The sequence below is a fragment of the Oceanicaulis sp. genome (genome assembly GCF_965284345.1).
In the GTDB taxonomy this organism is placed as follows: Bacteria; Pseudomonadota; Alphaproteobacteria; order Caulobacterales; family Maricaulaceae; genus Oceanicaulis; species Oceanicaulis alexandrii_A.
On the sequence record NZ_OZ260073.1, the window covers coordinates 2563075 to 2578116 of the forward strand.

The window sequence follows — 15042 nt, forward strand, 5'->3', positions numbered from 1 at the left end:
AAAGTGAGGATAATCAGAGCTTGCGCGTCAGCCAAACGTTGGCGCCGCCGCATGTGTCATCCCAGAAGCGGCGGTCGATGACTTCCAGCCCGGCATCCTCGAGTACGCGTTCAAAGCGTTCGGGGGAGAGGCTGGCGTGGAACAACGGATCGCCGAACATATCGCCCCAGGCGACGCCGTCTCCATCCCCGCTGGTGAACATGAAGGGCGCGCCTGGCGCTAGCTTTGGGCTGACGCGCTGGATCAGGCGCGCCTGATCGTTTGCGGGCAGGTGAAAGCTTGAATGCCAGGCGAGGGCGCCGTCATAGGGGCCGGAGAGCTCAATGTCGCGCATGTCGCCGACACGCCAGGTCTGGTCGGGCCAGGCCTTTTGACAGAGCTCGATCATGGCGGACGCGATATCCACGCCTTCGACCGCAAAACCCTGATCGATGAGGTGAGCGGCGATGGGAAAACCCGACCCGCAGCCCAGGTCGAGAATGCGCCCGCCCGGCTTTGCAGATGCAAGAAAGCGGGCCATCCAGCCCGCTTCCAGAAATGGTGTTGACTGCCGCCGTCGGGCATCAAACCGTTCGGCGTGGCGCTCGTAAATGTCCGCGATGGCGGAGGCGCCGCGCGCCTCCGCCTCTGTATCGCGATCTGTCATCAGTCTTCGGCGTTCGCCGGGTCGTATTGCTCGAACCAGGCGAGCACATGCCCGGCTTTTTGCAACAGGCGCGAGGGGCGGCTGTCCGCGATGCCGTGATAGGCGCCGGGGATGCGCACCAGGCGGCTGTCGATGCCGCGGATTTGAAGCGCGTTGTAATACTGCTCGGCCTCGAACACGGGCGTACGGCGGTCTTCACCGCCCACAAACACCAGCGAGGGCGTCTCCACATTGCCCACCAGCGACAGCGGACTGCGGCGCCAGTACTCTTCCGGCGCGTCCCAGGGCGTTACGCCGAACCAGTAGCGATAGATGCTCGGGCCGATATCCGCGGCGAGGGTGAAGCTGGTCCAGTTGATCACCGGCTTGCCCACGGCGGCTGCAGCGAAGCGATCGCTCACCCCGATCAGCTGGGCGGTCAGGACGCCGCCGCCTGAACCGCCGGTGACGAACAGGCGCTCTTCATCCACGAAGCCACGCGCGACCAGCGCATCAATGCCTGACAGAAGGTCATCGACGTCCTGGCCGGGATAGGCCTTGTCGATCTCATTGGCGAAGGTTTCGCCATAAGAGGTCGAGCCGCGCGGATTGGTGTAGAGCACCACATAGCCCGCCGCTGCATAAAGCTGGACCTCGCCTGAGAATTGCGGGCCATAGGCGGTGTGCGGGCCGCCATGGATCTCAAGGATCATCGGATAGGTCTGGCTGGGATCAAAGCCGGGCGGATAGGCGATCCAGCCTTCGATTTCCTGACCGTCGGCGGAGCTGTCCCAGGTGAAACGCTCCACTTCGGCCAGATCCCGCAAGCCCAGCACATCCGCGTTCACATCTGTCAGTCGGTTCGCAAGTCCCCGCCGTGTGCCGACGCCTACATTGGCGAGGTCCGTGGCGCTGGCGAGCGTCGCCGCCCAGCGGTCATTGTCAGACACGGTGAAGACACCCGAGGTATAAGGCCGCCCAAAAGTCGTGCCGCCCAGATCGTCACGGACGCGATCAAGACCACCATTGAGCCCGGCATAACCCAGTATCGTATGGCCGCGATCATCAAAGCGGACCCATAGGCCGCGTCCGCGTTCATCCCATTCGGCCTGGTCAATCCCGCGATCAAGGTCAGACAATAGCTCGCGCGGCTCGCCGCCATTGAGCGAGACGACTTTCAGATCCGTATCTGCGTGCGAGGTCTCAACGCGTGGGGTTGAGAGATAGGCCAAAGTCTCACCGTCCGGTGAGATGCGCGGGCTGGATTCTCCACCCGGATAATCGGTGATCTGAACCGGATCGGACGCATCGAGCGTAATGGCGTAAATGTCGGCTTCGCGGAAATCAAAGCCATCCGCTTGCCGTCCGCCGAGCGAGTAATACAGCGCTTGGGAGTCCGGACCCCAGCTGACGCCTGAAATGGATCCGTCGCTCACTTGAGTCAGTTGTCGCGGAGCGCCGCCGTCTGCCGGGGCGACGAAAATTTGCGTGAAACCGGAGGGCAGCTCGCCTGCGCCGTCAAACTCATAGCGTGTGGTTTCATCCACTAGCGCCGGATCCGCCCATTCGGCGCCGCGTGGTTGAGCCGGCATGCCAATATCAACCTGCGGCTCAGGCGCGCTCATGAACATTGTGAAGGCGATCCAGCGTCCGTCCGGCGACCAGCTGAGATTGCCCGCGCCGCCCGGCAAATGGGCGAGGGTGGCGCTGCGCCCGCTATCCACCCACACGCTCTTGAGCAGGCTCTGCCCGTCCTCATTGGCGATATAGACAAGCTGGTTTGAGTTCGGTGACCAACGCGGCGAGGAGTAATCGCCAGCGCCAGTGATCAACGGACGGTTCGAGCCGCCGTCATAGGGCGCAATCCACAGCGCGGACCGCGTCCGGTCGGTCATGATGTCGTTGGAGCGGCGCTGATAGACGACAAATTGTCCATTCGGGCTGATTTGCGGATCACTCGCCATTTCCAGACTGAAAATGTCGGCGGCTTGCAACGGCCCGCCAGAAGCTTGTGTCGACGCGAAAGCGCTGGGGGTCGCCAGCGCGCAGGCCAGCGAAGCAAGGAGTAGACGGTTCATCATGGACGCTCCAAATCTCTGATCTGGCACCGTAAGGCCCTGAACTGCTTAAGGGCAAGGGGGTGGTTATCGAGCCGAGTTGAGCAGTCGCGCGCGTGTGAGCCGGAAGGGCGCTGCCGGATGGGGCAATTGCCCGACGGCGCGTCCTGCGAACAGTTGCGCTCCAGTCCGGGTCGCCGCGCGAAACGTCTCCCAACTCTCGACCTGGTTGAAATAAACCGAGCTGCCGCCTCGTTTTGCGCTGGCGAGCAAGCGCTCGATGTCCAGACGGTCATTCTCGGTCAGGCGTTCGGGCAGGTCTGCGCCGATGGCGTCCACGCCTAGATTCTCGAACCGACTCCAGTACGGCCAGTCCGTGCGCACATGCACATAGAGTTTCGCACTCTGCGAGCGCAGAATTCGCAAGGTTTCATCCAGCACGGTTGAGGGCGGGTCCGCAGGGGCGTCCTTGATCTGGACCCAGACAAGCTGGCGCAATTCGCTCGGCAGGTCGGCCAGCGCCATGACATATTGCGAACGGGTGCGCGGATTGCTCAGAGAGGTATAGCCCGCCGGCACGATCAAGGCGCAGCGGGTGCCCGTTCGAACCAGGTCTTCGAGCGCTTCTGCAGCATCGCCAAGCACCGCAATGTCGACAGCCAGACGTGCGTCCGGCTTGAGATCGGTCAGCATCAGGTCGGTGTTTCGCGCCTGATATGGGGAGTCCACGTCTGCATTCACGGCGCGCACGAAGTAACTGGCGACCGCTTCGCGCTTCTTGTCCCAGACCGGTTGGTAAAACAGGGAGAAGGCCTTGTTCTGGTTGGGCTCGGTCTGGACGGTTTTAGATGGGCGGGGTTCATCAATCTCGGCGGACGCCATCGTGGCGGCGAATTCCTCAACGCTCAGCTGTTCGCTTTTGGCTTCAACCTTGAGCTGGTTGATGAACGATTCGCCAAGGAAGAATTCCTCCATCTCATGGCGGATCTTGTTGGTCAGCTTTTGCGCCTGTGGTCCAGACAGAGCCTTGAAGATGACCAGATAGCCGCTGGCGCATTGAATGATCAGGTCGTCTTCGGCCACGCGCTTGTCGATGATGGAGCGAGAGGCGATGAAAACCCGCTCGCGCCATTCCGGCCAACGATCGCCCGCAGCATCGCGCACCCGGTCCATGTTCACGAACTGGTAGCGGCTTACGTCAATCTGCTCAGCGCTCGCCAAATGGCGCTTGAGCTGGGTCATCACGTCGTCGTTCACGCTCGGGCCTTTCGTTGATCCAGACTGATCTTAACCCTGAAGGCGTTGTCAGAGCGTAACTGAATTCAGCCGCGGGGGTGCGCACGAGACGCTGGCAAGATGCTGCAATCTGTTGCTGCGCCGCACCGGTAATAAATTATTCAAACAAAAAGGTCTTTTTCAGCCATTCTCGACTGAATGGCGCGCATGCAGCATCTTTTTATTGCGTTGCAAATCAGTCATGGTCCGCGCGTCCAGCCTCAGGCTGATCAGATAGACAAGCAGTCGGATGAAGACTGCGTTCAATCAGGGAGAGTCTCCATGGTGTCATCCTTCAAACGGATCGCCTTGCTTGCAGCGGCGTCGAGCCTGACGCTCAGCGCAGCATCTCAAGCGCAAGTTTTCGATCAGGTCGGCGGCGGCGAACGCCGTACGGTCGACGTGATCACGGTCACCGCTCAGCAGCGTGAAGAAAGCGCACAAGACGTTCCGATCTCTATTGGCGCCTATGATACCCAAGCGCTCGCCAACGCCGGCGTGCGCGACATCAAGGACCTGCAGGCGATTGCGCCGGGCCTGATCGTAACATCGACCCAGTCCGAGACCATCACCACCGCCCGTATTCGCGGCATCGGCACTGTGGGCGACAACTTTGGCCTGGAAAGTTCAGTCGGCGTCTATATCGACGGCGTCTTCCGCGCGCGTAACGGCGTGGGTTTCAACGATCTGGGCGAGCTTGAGCGGATCGAAGTCCTGCGCGGCCCGCAAGGCACGCTGTTTGGCAAGAACACCTCCGCTGGCGTTCTGAACATCGTCACCGCAGGCCCTGAGTTTGAAAACGGCGGCGCTCTTGAAGCGACCATCGGCGATTTCGGCTACTCACGTTTCAGCGGCCACCTGACCGGCGCCATTATCGAAGACGTGCTGGCAGGCCGTGTGTTTGCGGTGCAAGGTCAGCGCAACGGCTATATGGACCTGTATGTCCAAGACCAGAATGGCCAGTACACGAATACGGATTCTGACGATCAGGGCTTCTGGTCCATGCGCGGTCAGCTGGAGTGGACTCCGAGCGAGTCTGTCACGGGGCGCCTGATCGCCGATTACACCAAGCGTGATGAAGTGTGCTGTTCTGCAGCCTCCTGGGATTACACCCCGGCCGGAATCGCACTGGTGAATTCGGTTGGCGGCGACACCCTGTACCCGGCGGACCCGAGTGAGCGCGTCGCCTTCTCCAACCGCACATACGAACAGATGGTCGAAGACTGGGGCATGTCCGCGGAATTCGATATCGAGCTGCCGATCGGTACGCTGACCACCGTCACCTCTTTCCGTAACTGGGAGAATTCTCGCAGCCAGGACATCGACTACACCAGCGCGGACCTGGCCTATCGCGACAGCGACAACAACTACACTGATATCGAGCGCCTCTCCCAGGAAGTGCGCCTGAACGGTCAATGGGGTGATCTCGACTGGCTTGTGGGCGCGTTCTACTCGCATGAAGATCTGGTGCTGGGCGACGCCATCCGTCTCGGCGATGACTGGGAAGCCTTCCTGGGCCGCTCTCTGACGGCGGGCGCCGTGCCGCCGCTGGGCACGCCGGCAGGCGTCAGCGCTACGCTGGCGCAGCTGACGGGCGGTCTGATCAATATTCCCCCCGGCTCCGCATTTCTGGGCGGCCAGGGCGTGAATCAGGACGTGTACAATCAAACAGCGGACAGCTGGGCTGTGTTCACGCACAACGCCTATCGTCTGACTGACAATCTGACGGTGACCGCAGGTCTGCGTTACACCCATGAAAACAAGGACGTTTACGCGACCTTCGACACCAACCAGCCGCTGGCCTGTGCGGCTGTCGAACAGGCGTTCGGTTTTGATCCGATCAACGGGTTCATCGCCGCAGCGACCGCGCAGAACCTTCCGGCCGCGACCATCCAGGGCGGCGCCACCGCGATCGCCAATATCTGTCTGCCGTACGCGCGGACCGGTCTGGACGCGAACGGATATGATAATGCGCGCACGGACGAAGAAGTGTCCGGCACCCTGCGTCTGACCTACGACATCAATGATGATGTCATGGTCTTCGGCGGTTATTCGCGCGGCTTCAAGGCGGGCGGGTTCAACCTGGACCGCCAGCTCAACGGCCCGATCGGCGCAGACGGTTATCTGAACTCTGACAACTCCTTTGCGGCTGAAACCGTGGATTCCTACGAGATCGGCTTCAAATCCCAGTTGTTCGGCAATGTGGTCCAGCTCAACGGCTCTGCGTTTTTCCAGCAAGTCGGCGACTTCCAGCTCAACACCTTCAATGGCATCGCCTTTGTGGTTGAGAGCATTGAAGAAGCTGAGACCTATGGCGTGGAACTGGACTTCTTCTACGCCACCCCGATCGAGGGTCTCGATCTGACTGCCGGCTATGCCTACACCAACACCGAGTACACTGAGGTGAATACGGGCGACCCGCTGGTGGATGCGCTGCAAGGCCAGGACTTCTCGCTGGTTCCTGATCAGACCTTCACCACCCAGGTGATCTATTCGCGTCCGGTTTTCGACACCCTGCTGGCCAGCGCCAGCGTGGATGCGCGCTGGGCGTCCGAGTACAACACCGGTTCCGATCTGGATCCGGAAAAGGTGCAGGACGCTTTCACCACAGTGAACGCCCGTCTGGGCCTGGGGCGTGAAGACGGCGCATGGTCCGTCGAGCTGTGGGGCCGCAACCTCACCGACGAGACCTATGCGCAAGTGGCGATTGACGCCTTCGCTCAAGGCCGTCGCGCGGGCGCGGGCACATCGCTCGACGCTCGCGGCACCGCTAGCTATTCGGCCTTCCTCGGAGCGCCGCGCACCTGGGGCGTGACCCTGCGTACGGAGTGGTAAAACCCCACTTCGCGACTTAGCTGCAGATGCGAAAGGCCGATTCCGAAAGGAATCGGCCTTTTCTTTTATCTGCTTGAATGATTCTGACGCTGGCTCGATTGGCGGGTTTTGCTGCATATGCAGCGCGTGTTTTCAGTCAACAATCCAATTGTACTGTGCAGCTGCAACATAGATTGACGTTCGCGTCATCGTGACTGTGCCGCAACAGTTGTATATCAAAATTCAAAAAAGCACCCCATATGGCCTCTGCGAGAATGCTTAAGCGCTATTGGGTGCTTCCATGCCTTTGCAAAATCAGTCACCTTTGTATGGACATTAGTCAGCGATGAATGGCGCGGACTCGCGCCCAACGGCCACCGGCGATGCCGGACGCGCTGAATTAGGGAGGAGACAAATTCATGATGTCTAAGTTCACGCGCACCGCTCTTTATGCGGCCGCATCCACTTTTGTGCTGGGCGCGGCTGCGCAAGCGCAGGTCTTTGAGCAGGTCGGTGGCGGCGAGCGCCGCACCGTCGACGTCATCACGGTTACGGCGCAACAGCGTGAAGAAAGCGCACAGGACGTGCCGCTGTCCATCGGCGCCTATGACACTGATGCGCTCGCCAACGCCGGCGTGAAGGACATCAAGGATCTGATTTCGATCGCACCGGGCCTGATGGTGACCTCGACCCAGTCCGAGACCATCACCACCGCCCGTATTCGCGGCATCGGCACAGTGGGCGACAATTTCGGCCTGGAAAGCTCGGTCGGCGTTTACATCGACGGCGTGTTCCGGTCGCGTAACGGCGTGGGCTTTGGCGATCTCGGTGAAATTGAACGTATCGAAGTGCTGCGCGGTCCGCAGGGCACGCTGTTTGGCAAGAATACCTCGGCAGGCGTTCTGAATGTCGTCACAGCTGCACCTGAGTTTGAAGCGGGCGGCAGTCTGGAAGCCTCGCTTGGCGATTATGGCTACAGCCGTTTCAGCGGTTCGATCACGGGGCCGATTTTTGAAGACGTGCTGGCTGTCCGCTTGTTCGGCGCTACGGGTGATCGTGACGGATTTCAGCAGCTGATTCTGGACGACGGAAACGGCCCGGCGGAAGTCACCAACTCTGAAACGCAAGAGTATTTCACGTTCCGCGCACAAGCCTTGTGGACGCCCAGCAATTCCGTTGAAGGGCGCTTTATCGCGGATTACTCCAAGCGCGATGAGCTGTGCTGCTCGGCGGTGCAATGGGATTATGCGGCTACCCCGGCCGTCTTTGTTGGCTCTGTCGGCGGTCAGGTGATGCAGCCGGCCGACCCTGAAGCGCGCGTGGCGTATGCAAACCGCGAATATGTGCAAGAGGTCGAAGACCAAGGGGTCTCCGCCGAGTTCGACATTGAATTGCCGATCGGCACCCTGACCAGCGTCACCTCCTGGCGTCAGTGGGAAAACAGCCGGACCCAGGATATCGATTATTCGACGGCCGATATCGCGTATCGCGCTGACGGCAATTACACGGACCTGAGCCGTTTTTCCCAAGAAGTCCGCCTGACGGGCATCTGGGGTGATCTGGACTGGCTCGTGGGCGGTTTCCTATCTCATGAAGAGCTGGAACTGGGCGACGCGATCCGCTTCGGCGATGACTGGGAGGGCTATCTGGGACGCCTTCTGACGGCTGGCTCCGTGCCGCCGCTGGGGACGACGGCTGGCGTCTCCGCTACTTTGCAAGCCATGGCTGGGCTTGCGCCTGTCGCCGCTCTGATCGGTGTTCCGGGCGCACAGGGCGTGCTGCCGATCCCGGCACCGGGCTCCGCCATTCCCGAGGGCACGGGTGTCGCCGGTGACGTGTATGATCAGACGGCGGAAAGCTGGGCGCTGTTCACCCACAACACCTATCGTCTGACGGACAATCTCAGCCTGACGGCGGGTCTGCGTTATACGCACGAGACCAAGAACGTGTACGCCACATTTAATACCAACAGCCCCGCGGCTTGCGGCGCCTTGGAAACGGCGTTCGGACCAGACCCTGTGGCGGGCCTTGTGGCCGCTGCGACTGCAGCAGGACTGCCGGCGGCGTCTATTTCCGGTCTGGCTACGGCTGCAGGCAATATCTGTCTGCCGTATGCCCGGACGGCTCTGGACCAGACCGGCTATGATCGTGAGCGCACCGATGAGCAAGTTTCGGGTACGGTCCGCCTGACCTATGATTTTGCAGACGATTTCATGGGCTATGTCGGGTATTCGCGCGGCTTCAAAGCGGGTGGTTTCAACCTTGACCGCTCATTCAACGGTCCGATTGATCCCGCCCTTGGCTATACCGATGTGGATTCTGGCTTCGCGCCGGAAATCATTGACGCCTATGAAGTGGGCTTCAAATCCCAGCTCTTCGGCAATGTGCTGCAGCTGAACGCCAACGCCTTCTATCAGGAGGTTGAGGACTTCCAGCTCAACACCTTCACGGGCATTTCGTTCGTGGTGGACTCCATCGCTAGCATCGAAAGCTACGGTGTTGAGATCGACTTCGCCTACGCCACGCCGATCGACGGTCTCGATATCTCGGGCGGCTACGCCTATGTGAACGCCGAATATGGCGATGAAGCCTCGACCGCGCCGAATCTGCGCGGCAACCAGATTTCTCTGTCGCCGGAAAACTTCCTGACGGCGCAGGTGATCTATGAGCGTCCTATCTGGGGCGATATCTGGGGTCTGGCGAGCCTGGATGCCCGTTATGTCAGCGAGTACAATACGGGCTCTGACCTGGACCCGGAGAAGGTTCAAGACGCCTTCACCATCCTGAACGCGCGTGTCGGTCTGTCACAGGCTGACGGCGAATGGTCACTTGAAGCCTGGGGCCGCAACCTCACCGATGAAGCCTATGCTCAGGTGGCGTTCGACCAGTTCGCTCAGTCTGGCGGCTTTGGCGCCTTTATGGGCGCTCCCAGAACCTGGGGTGTGACGCTTCGCAAGGAGTGGTAAGATCAAGACAACTGATTGGCGAAAAAAAGACCAGTCAGGGAGGATGGCGAGGGCCGGAGCACAAGCTCCGGCCCTTGTCTTTTGTGCTTTGTCTTTTGCACCGCCAGCTTGAGGCGCGGACCCCTCGCAGAACAAAAAAAGGGCGGCCCTCGGGCCGCCCTGACTCCGTCATATCGTTCTGATCAACGCGACTGGATTTTCTGATAAGCGGGCAGGGTGAGAAATTCCTCAAACGTGTCGCTTAACGCCAACTCCGTCAGGATGTCAGCGGCTTCTGACAAGCGCCCACCAGCCCAGGCGTTGTCGCCCACTTCCTGCTTGATGGCGTCAGAGGCCTTGGCGATTACGGTCTTGATGCGATCAGCGTCGATCAGTTGGCCATCATCGGTCTTTGCGCCATGGGTGCGCCATTGCCAGAGCTGGGCGCGGGAGATTTCCGCCGTAGCGGCGTCTTCCATCAGATTGTGGATCGGCGCGGCGCCACGGCCTTGCAGCCAGCTGGCGATATAACGGATGGCGACATCGACGTTGCCATATAGCCCCGCCTCGGTGATCGTGCCTTCGCACGGCTCGGTCAGCGCGCTGCGGTCCTCTTTGGTCTCGGGCTTTTTGTCGAGCTGGTTGGGGCCTGGCATGACGGCGTCGAACGCCGCCATGGCCACCGGGACCAGCGCGGGGTGCGCCACCCAGGCGCCGTCATGGCCGATGCTGGCTTCGCGGGTCTTGTCCGCTTTCACCTTCTCGACCGCTGCCTCATTGGCGGCGTCATCGCCCTTCACCGGGATAAAGGCGGACATGCCGCCCATGGCGTGGGCGCCGCGGCGATGGCAAACGGCGATCACGCGCTGGGCGTAGGCCGCCATGAAGGGGGCGGCCATGGTCACCTGGGCGCGATCGGGCAGCACTTTGCCGCTGTCTGATTTCTGCCGTTTGATATAGCTGAAGATGTAATCCCAGCGACCAGCGTTGAAGGCGGTGATGTTCTCACGCAGCTCGTAGAGGATCTCGTCGAGTTCGAAGGCCGCCGGCAGGGTCTCGATCAGCACCGTGATGCGCACCGTGCCGCGCGCAAGCCCGAGCGCTTCTTCGCAATGGCGGATCACCAGCGACCAGAGCCTCGCCTCAAAGCGTGTTTCCAGCTTGGGAATGTAGAAATACGGGCCGGATCCGTTTTTCGCCGTGCTGGCATGGTTGTGGAAGAGATAGAGCACAAAGTCGAAGAAGCCGCCCGACACCGGCGCGCCGTCAACCGTCACATGCGCTTCGTCCAGATGCAGGCCGCGCGCCCGAGCGATCAGAACCGCCGGATCCTCTTTCAGCGCATAGGATTTGCCCGACTTTTCATCCGTAAAACCGATGGTGCGCGCATTGGCGTCACGCAAATTGATCTGGCCTTCGACCATGTTCTCCCAAGAGGGAGTCGAGGCGTCTTCGAAGTCGGCCATGAAGCATTTCGCGCCAGAGTTCAGCGCGTTGATGACCATTTTGCGATCCACCGGACCCGTGATCTCAACCCGGCGGTCCTGGAGATCGGCTGGCGCGGCGGGGATTGTCCAGTCGCCTTTGCGGATGGCCTGGGTCTCTTTGGCAAAATCGAGGGTCTCTTCGCCTGAATCCAGTCGCGCCTGGCGCTTCAGCCGCTCTTGCAAGAGCGCGAGGCGCTCACCGTCAAACCGGCGGTGCACGTCAGCGAGCAGGCTCAGCGCGTCCGGGGTGAGAATGTGTTCAAAGCCGGGCTTCATCGGGCCATGGATGACAAGGCCTTCGGGGGCGACGCTCATGGGGCGCTCCTATGGTTTCAGGTTTGCAGATGCAGCGGCTCGGCGGAGACGATAACGCCGTCCCGGTCAGCATAGAGCCAGTCACCGCGGCGCACGACGGCGCCCGCCACAGTGATCGGTACGCCGCGCACGCCAAGATCGCGCTTTTCGGTTTTCATCGGGATCAGCGCCAGGGCGAGTACGCCGAGGGCTTCTCTTTCCAGCTCCGCTGCATCGCGCACGGCGCCATTGACGATCACGCCCGCCCAGCCGTTGCTGGCGGCCTTGCCGGCGAGATCTCCGCCCAGCAGCGAACGCTTCAGCGATGCGCCGCCATCAACGACCAGTATGCGGCCGGATCCGGGCTCATTGACCGCGTCGCGAACACGCGAATTGTCTTCATGGGTGCGGATGGTCTCCACCTGGCCAAAAAACGCCTGTTCGCCGCCATACGATTTGAGGACGGGCTCGAGCACTTGAACAGCCTCGGGGAACGCGTCGCATAAATCGCAAACCGGGGTCATGAAGGTCTCCTGGTCAGGGGTAAGCAGAGGTGGAAAATGCGGGTCCAGAAATGCTTGAGAGCGCCGGGCGGGCATCCAGCGGCCCGCCACAGCGCCCTCAGTCAGGGATTGCGTGTCCACCAACGCAATCCCTGAGGTCGATAGAGCGGATTATTCCGCTGCGTCGGTGGTGAACTGGTCGGTCTCGGTGGAGGCGCCCATGGCGGTGGTCGAGGCTTTGCCGCCAGACAGGGTCATGTTCACGAGGTCGAAATAGCCGGTGCCCACTTCGCGCTGGTGACGGGTGGCGGTGTAGCCATCCTTCTCGGCGCCGAACTCGGCCTGTTGCAGTTCGGAATAGGCGCCCATGCCGCGATCGCGATAGCCGGAAGCCAGCTGGAACATGCCGTAATTGAGCTGGTGGAAGCCCGCCAGCGTCACGAACTGGAACTTGTAGCCCATCGCGCCCAGCTCACGCTGGTAGGTCTCGATGGTGGCCTTGTCCAGATTGGCTTCCCAATTGAATGAGGGCGAGCAGTTATACGCCATCATCTTGCCGGGATACTCTTTCTGCACGGCCTCGGCGAAGCGCCTGGCTTCTTCCAGGTTGGGCTTGGACGTCTCCCACCACAAAAGGTCAGCGACTTTGGCGTAGGCCAGGCCACGCTTGATGCAGTGATCCACGCCCATGCCCGGCTTCAGGCGGTAGAAGCCCTCTGCGGTGCGGCCAGCGTCATAATCGATGAACTCATGGTCGCGCTCGTCAACGTCTGAGTTGATCAAGGTGGCGGATTCCGCATCGGTGCGGGCTACCGTCAGGGTCGGCGTGCCCATCACATCGGCGGCCAGGCGCGCCGCGTTGAGGTTGCGTTCATGCTGGCTGGTCGGGATCAGCACTTTGCCGCCCAGATGTCCGCATTTCTTTTCTGCGGCGACCTGATCTTCGAAGTGAACGCCTGCGGCGCCGGCTTCGATGAAGGCCTTCATGATCTCATAGCAGTTGAGCGTGCCGCCAAAACCGGCTTCGGCGTCGGCCACGATCGGCGCGAACCAGTCACGGCTGGCTTCGCCGTTTTCAGCGACTTCGATCTGGTCGGCGCGCTGCAGGGTGCGGTTGATTTTCTTGGCCAGCTCCGGGGCGGAGTTCGCCGGATACAGAGACTGGTCGGGATACATGGCGCCCGCGACATTGGCGTCAGCGGCGACCTGCCAGCCAGACAGATAGATCGCCTTCAGGCCTGCGCGCACCATTTGCATGGCCTGGTTGCCCGACAGGGCGCCCAGCGCGTTGATGTAGGGCTCGTTGTTGATCAGCTCCCACAGCTTGGCCGCGCCGCGCTCGGCGAGGGTGTGCTGGATCTGCACGGAACCGCGCAGCTTGAGAACATCCTCAGCGGAATAATTGCGCTCAATGCCGTCAAAGCGGCCTTTTGCGGCGGCGGGAACCAGATCATAAAACGTCGTCATCGGGGTTACCCCTTCATTGCAAGATTTGTTGTCAACGACCTTACAACGCACTTGCAGCGTGGCCACGACCTCATTGCATAAAAAGAGGATACGAGGTATACGATACACACTTGTCATAGTGTGTTGATGTAATAAAGTTTACAAATGAGCGCTTCTCAGGAAAAGCTATTCGCCGGCGCCCGCTTGCGTCGCCTCCGCAAGGAGCTGGGCCAGACCCAAGCCCAGTTCGCTGAAAGCCTCAGCGTCTCTCCCAGCTATCTCAACTTGCTTGAGCGCAATCAGCGCCCGGTCACAGCGCGTGTCCTGTTATCGCTCGCAGACGTGTTCGACGTGGATGTGCGCGCCTTCGCCGCGGAAAGTGACCGCCAGCTTCTGGCGGATCTCAAGGAAGCCGCTGCTGACCCGGTTCTGAAAAGCGCGGATCTGGACGCGCGCGACGTGCAGGAGCTGGCGGACGCTCATCCACGCGCCGCTGAAGCGCTGGCGAAGCTTCACCAGGCTTATCGCGAGAGCAACGCCGCCGCCGCTGATCTGGCCCTGCGCGCGACCGGGGAGGAGGGGGCGTCCATTCTCAGCCCTCTGGAAGAAGTGCGGGACGCTCTGGATGATGCTTCGAACTATTTCCCCGCCATTGAAGACGCTTGCGACCGGTTTCGCGCCGGGCTGGATGAAACGGCTGATCTGGGCGCGGCGCTGACCGCGCGTTTGAAATCCTCTCACGGCGCCGCAGTGCGCCTGTATGACGACGCAGTGATGGGCGGCGCGTTGCGTCGGTTTGATTTTCATGCGCGCAAATTGTTGCTCTCCGATCTGCTGGAGCCGTCGGGCCGGGTGTTTCACCTGGCGGTGACTTTGGTCAATTTGGAATTGGGCGATGTGCTCGATCAGGAGGCGCACCGGGCGTCCGGGCTCAGCGATGATGCGCGCGCGATGTTGCGGTCGACCCTGGCGAGTTACGCCGCCGCTGCATTGATGATGCCGTATCAGACCTTTTTCGAAGCTGCGGAGCGCAGCCGCTATGACATCGACGCATTGCGCCGCCGATTTGAAGTGAGCTTTGAGCAGGTCTGCCATCGCCTGACCACGCTACATCGTCCGGGAGCGCGCGGCGTGCCCTTCTTCATGATCCGGATCGATCAGGCCGGCAATGTGACCAAGCGGTTCGGCGGCGGGGTTCTGGCGTTCGCCCGGTCGGGCGGCGGCTGCGCGCGCTGGCGGCTCTATGATGTGTTCCGGACGCCTGAACAGTTACAGGTTCAGGGGCTTGAACTGACCGATGGCAGCCGGTTCATCTCCATCTCCCGCGCGGTCACGCGCCCTCTGGCGGATGGCGGGGCGGCGCTGAATGCGGTCGCAGTGGGATGTGAAGTCAGCGCCCAGGACCGGATCATCTACAGCCCTGGCGAGCGTTTCACTCCGATTGGCCTGTCCTGCCGTCTGTGTGATCGGAACGATTGCGCCGTGCGTGCGTTTCCTCCTATGCAACGCGCCTTGCGCGCTGATCCTCATCTGCGCGGCGCCGCCCCGTTCAGTTTTGGGGAGTAATAAGCTTTTCCATCCTTGGGAGTAGGTCGT

Annotated in this window: 9 protein-coding genes; 3 read left to right on the forward strand and 6 right to left on the reverse strand. The window is 61.1% G+C overall.

Annotated elements, in window-relative coordinates; all coding sequences use genetic code 11:
- Window positions 1-13: 13 nt before the first annotated feature.
- From ACQ66J_RS12425 to ACQ66J_RS12435, 3 genes are all read right to left on the reverse strand, one after another.
- Window positions 14-646 (reverse strand): class I SAM-dependent DNA methyltransferase, encoded by a 633-nt coding sequence (locus tag ACQ66J_RS12425; RefSeq protein ID WP_430431876.1) that lies wholly within the window; start codon window positions 644-646, stop codon window positions 14-16.
- On the reverse strand, window positions 646-2703 hold the full coding sequence (locus tag ACQ66J_RS12430; RefSeq protein WP_430431877.1) for a prolyl oligopeptidase family serine peptidase: 2058 nt from the start codon (window positions 2701-2703) through the stop codon (window positions 646-648). Before ACQ66J_RS12430 ends, ACQ66J_RS12425 begins: the two co-directional genes overlap by 1 nt.
- A 66-nt stretch (window positions 2704-2769) precedes the next feature.
- Window positions 2770-3939, reverse strand: coding sequence for a hypothetical protein (locus ACQ66J_RS12435; RefSeq protein WP_430431878.1), 1170 nt, complete (start codon window positions 3937-3939; stop codon window positions 2770-2772).
- 300 nt (window positions 3940-4239) lie between these two features.
- Between ACQ66J_RS12435 and ACQ66J_RS12440 the strand changes: the two genes are divergently transcribed.
- Complete coding sequence (locus tag ACQ66J_RS12440) at window positions 4240-6792, forward strand: TonB-dependent receptor (RefSeq protein ID WP_430431879.1); 2553 nt, start codon at window positions 4240-4242, stop codon at window positions 6790-6792.
- Between the two features lie 398 nt (window positions 6793-7190).
- On the forward strand, window positions 7191-9737 hold the full coding sequence (locus tag ACQ66J_RS12445; RefSeq protein WP_430431880.1) for a TonB-dependent receptor: 2547 nt from the start codon (window positions 7191-7193) through the stop codon (window positions 9735-9737).
- Between the two features lie 182 nt (window positions 9738-9919).
- On the opposite strand, the gene aceB is transcribed toward ACQ66J_RS12445, so the two are convergent.
- From aceB to aceA, 3 genes are all read right to left on the reverse strand, one after another.
- Window positions 9920-11518 (reverse strand): malate synthase A, encoded by a 1599-nt coding sequence (aceB, locus tag ACQ66J_RS12450; RefSeq protein ID WP_430431881.1) that lies wholly within the window; start codon window positions 11516-11518, stop codon window positions 9920-9922.
- Between the two features lie 17 nt (window positions 11519-11535).
- The gene (gene rraA, locus ACQ66J_RS12455) at window positions 11536-12021 is read right to left on the reverse strand and encodes a ribonuclease E activity regulator RraA (RefSeq protein ID WP_430431882.1); all 486 of its coding nucleotides are present in this window, start codon (window positions 12019-12021) and stop codon (window positions 11536-11538) included.
- 150 nt (window positions 12022-12171) lie between these two features.
- On the reverse strand, window positions 12172-13467 hold the full coding sequence (gene aceA / locus ACQ66J_RS12460; RefSeq protein ID WP_430431883.1) for an isocitrate lyase: 1296 nt from the start codon (window positions 13465-13467) through the stop codon (window positions 12172-12174).
- A 144-nt stretch (window positions 13468-13611) separates the two neighbouring features.
- Between aceA and ACQ66J_RS12465 the strand changes: the two genes are divergently transcribed.
- Window positions 13612-15012, forward strand: coding sequence for a helix-turn-helix domain-containing protein (locus ACQ66J_RS12465; protein WP_430431884.1), 1401 nt, complete (start codon window positions 13612-13614; stop codon window positions 15010-15012).
- Window positions 15013-15042 lie beyond the last annotated feature (30 nt).

Coding starts and splice junctions, on each gene's coding strand:
- ACQ66J_RS12425 (WP_430431876.1), bottom strand. CDS start 646: ATGACAGATCGCGATACAGAGGCGGAGGCGCGCGGCGCCTCCGCCATC.
- aceB (WP_430431881.1), bottom strand. CDS start 11,518: ATGAGCGTCGCCCCCGAAGGCCTTGTCATCCATGGCCCGATGAAGCCC.
- rraA (WP_430431882.1), bottom strand. CDS start 12,021: ATGACCCCGGTTTGCGATTTATGCGACGCGTTCCCCGAGGCTGTTCAA.
- ACQ66J_RS12445 (WP_430431880.1), top strand. CDS start 7,191: ATGATGTCTAAGTTCACGCGCACCGCTCTTTATGCGGCCGCATCCACT.
- ACQ66J_RS12430 (WP_430431877.1), bottom strand. CDS start 2,703: ATGAACCGTCTACTCCTTGCTTCGCTGGCCTGCGCGCTGGCGACCCCC.
- ACQ66J_RS12440 (WP_430431879.1), top strand. CDS start 4,240: ATGGTGTCATCCTTCAAACGGATCGCCTTGCTTGCAGCGGCGTCGAGC.
- ACQ66J_RS12465 (WP_430431884.1), top strand. CDS start 13,612: ATGAGCGCTTCTCAGGAAAAGCTATTCGCCGGCGCCCGCTTGCGTCGC.
- aceA (WP_430431883.1), bottom strand. CDS start 13,467: ATGACGACGTTTTATGATCTGGTTCCCGCCGCCGCAAAAGGCCGCTTT.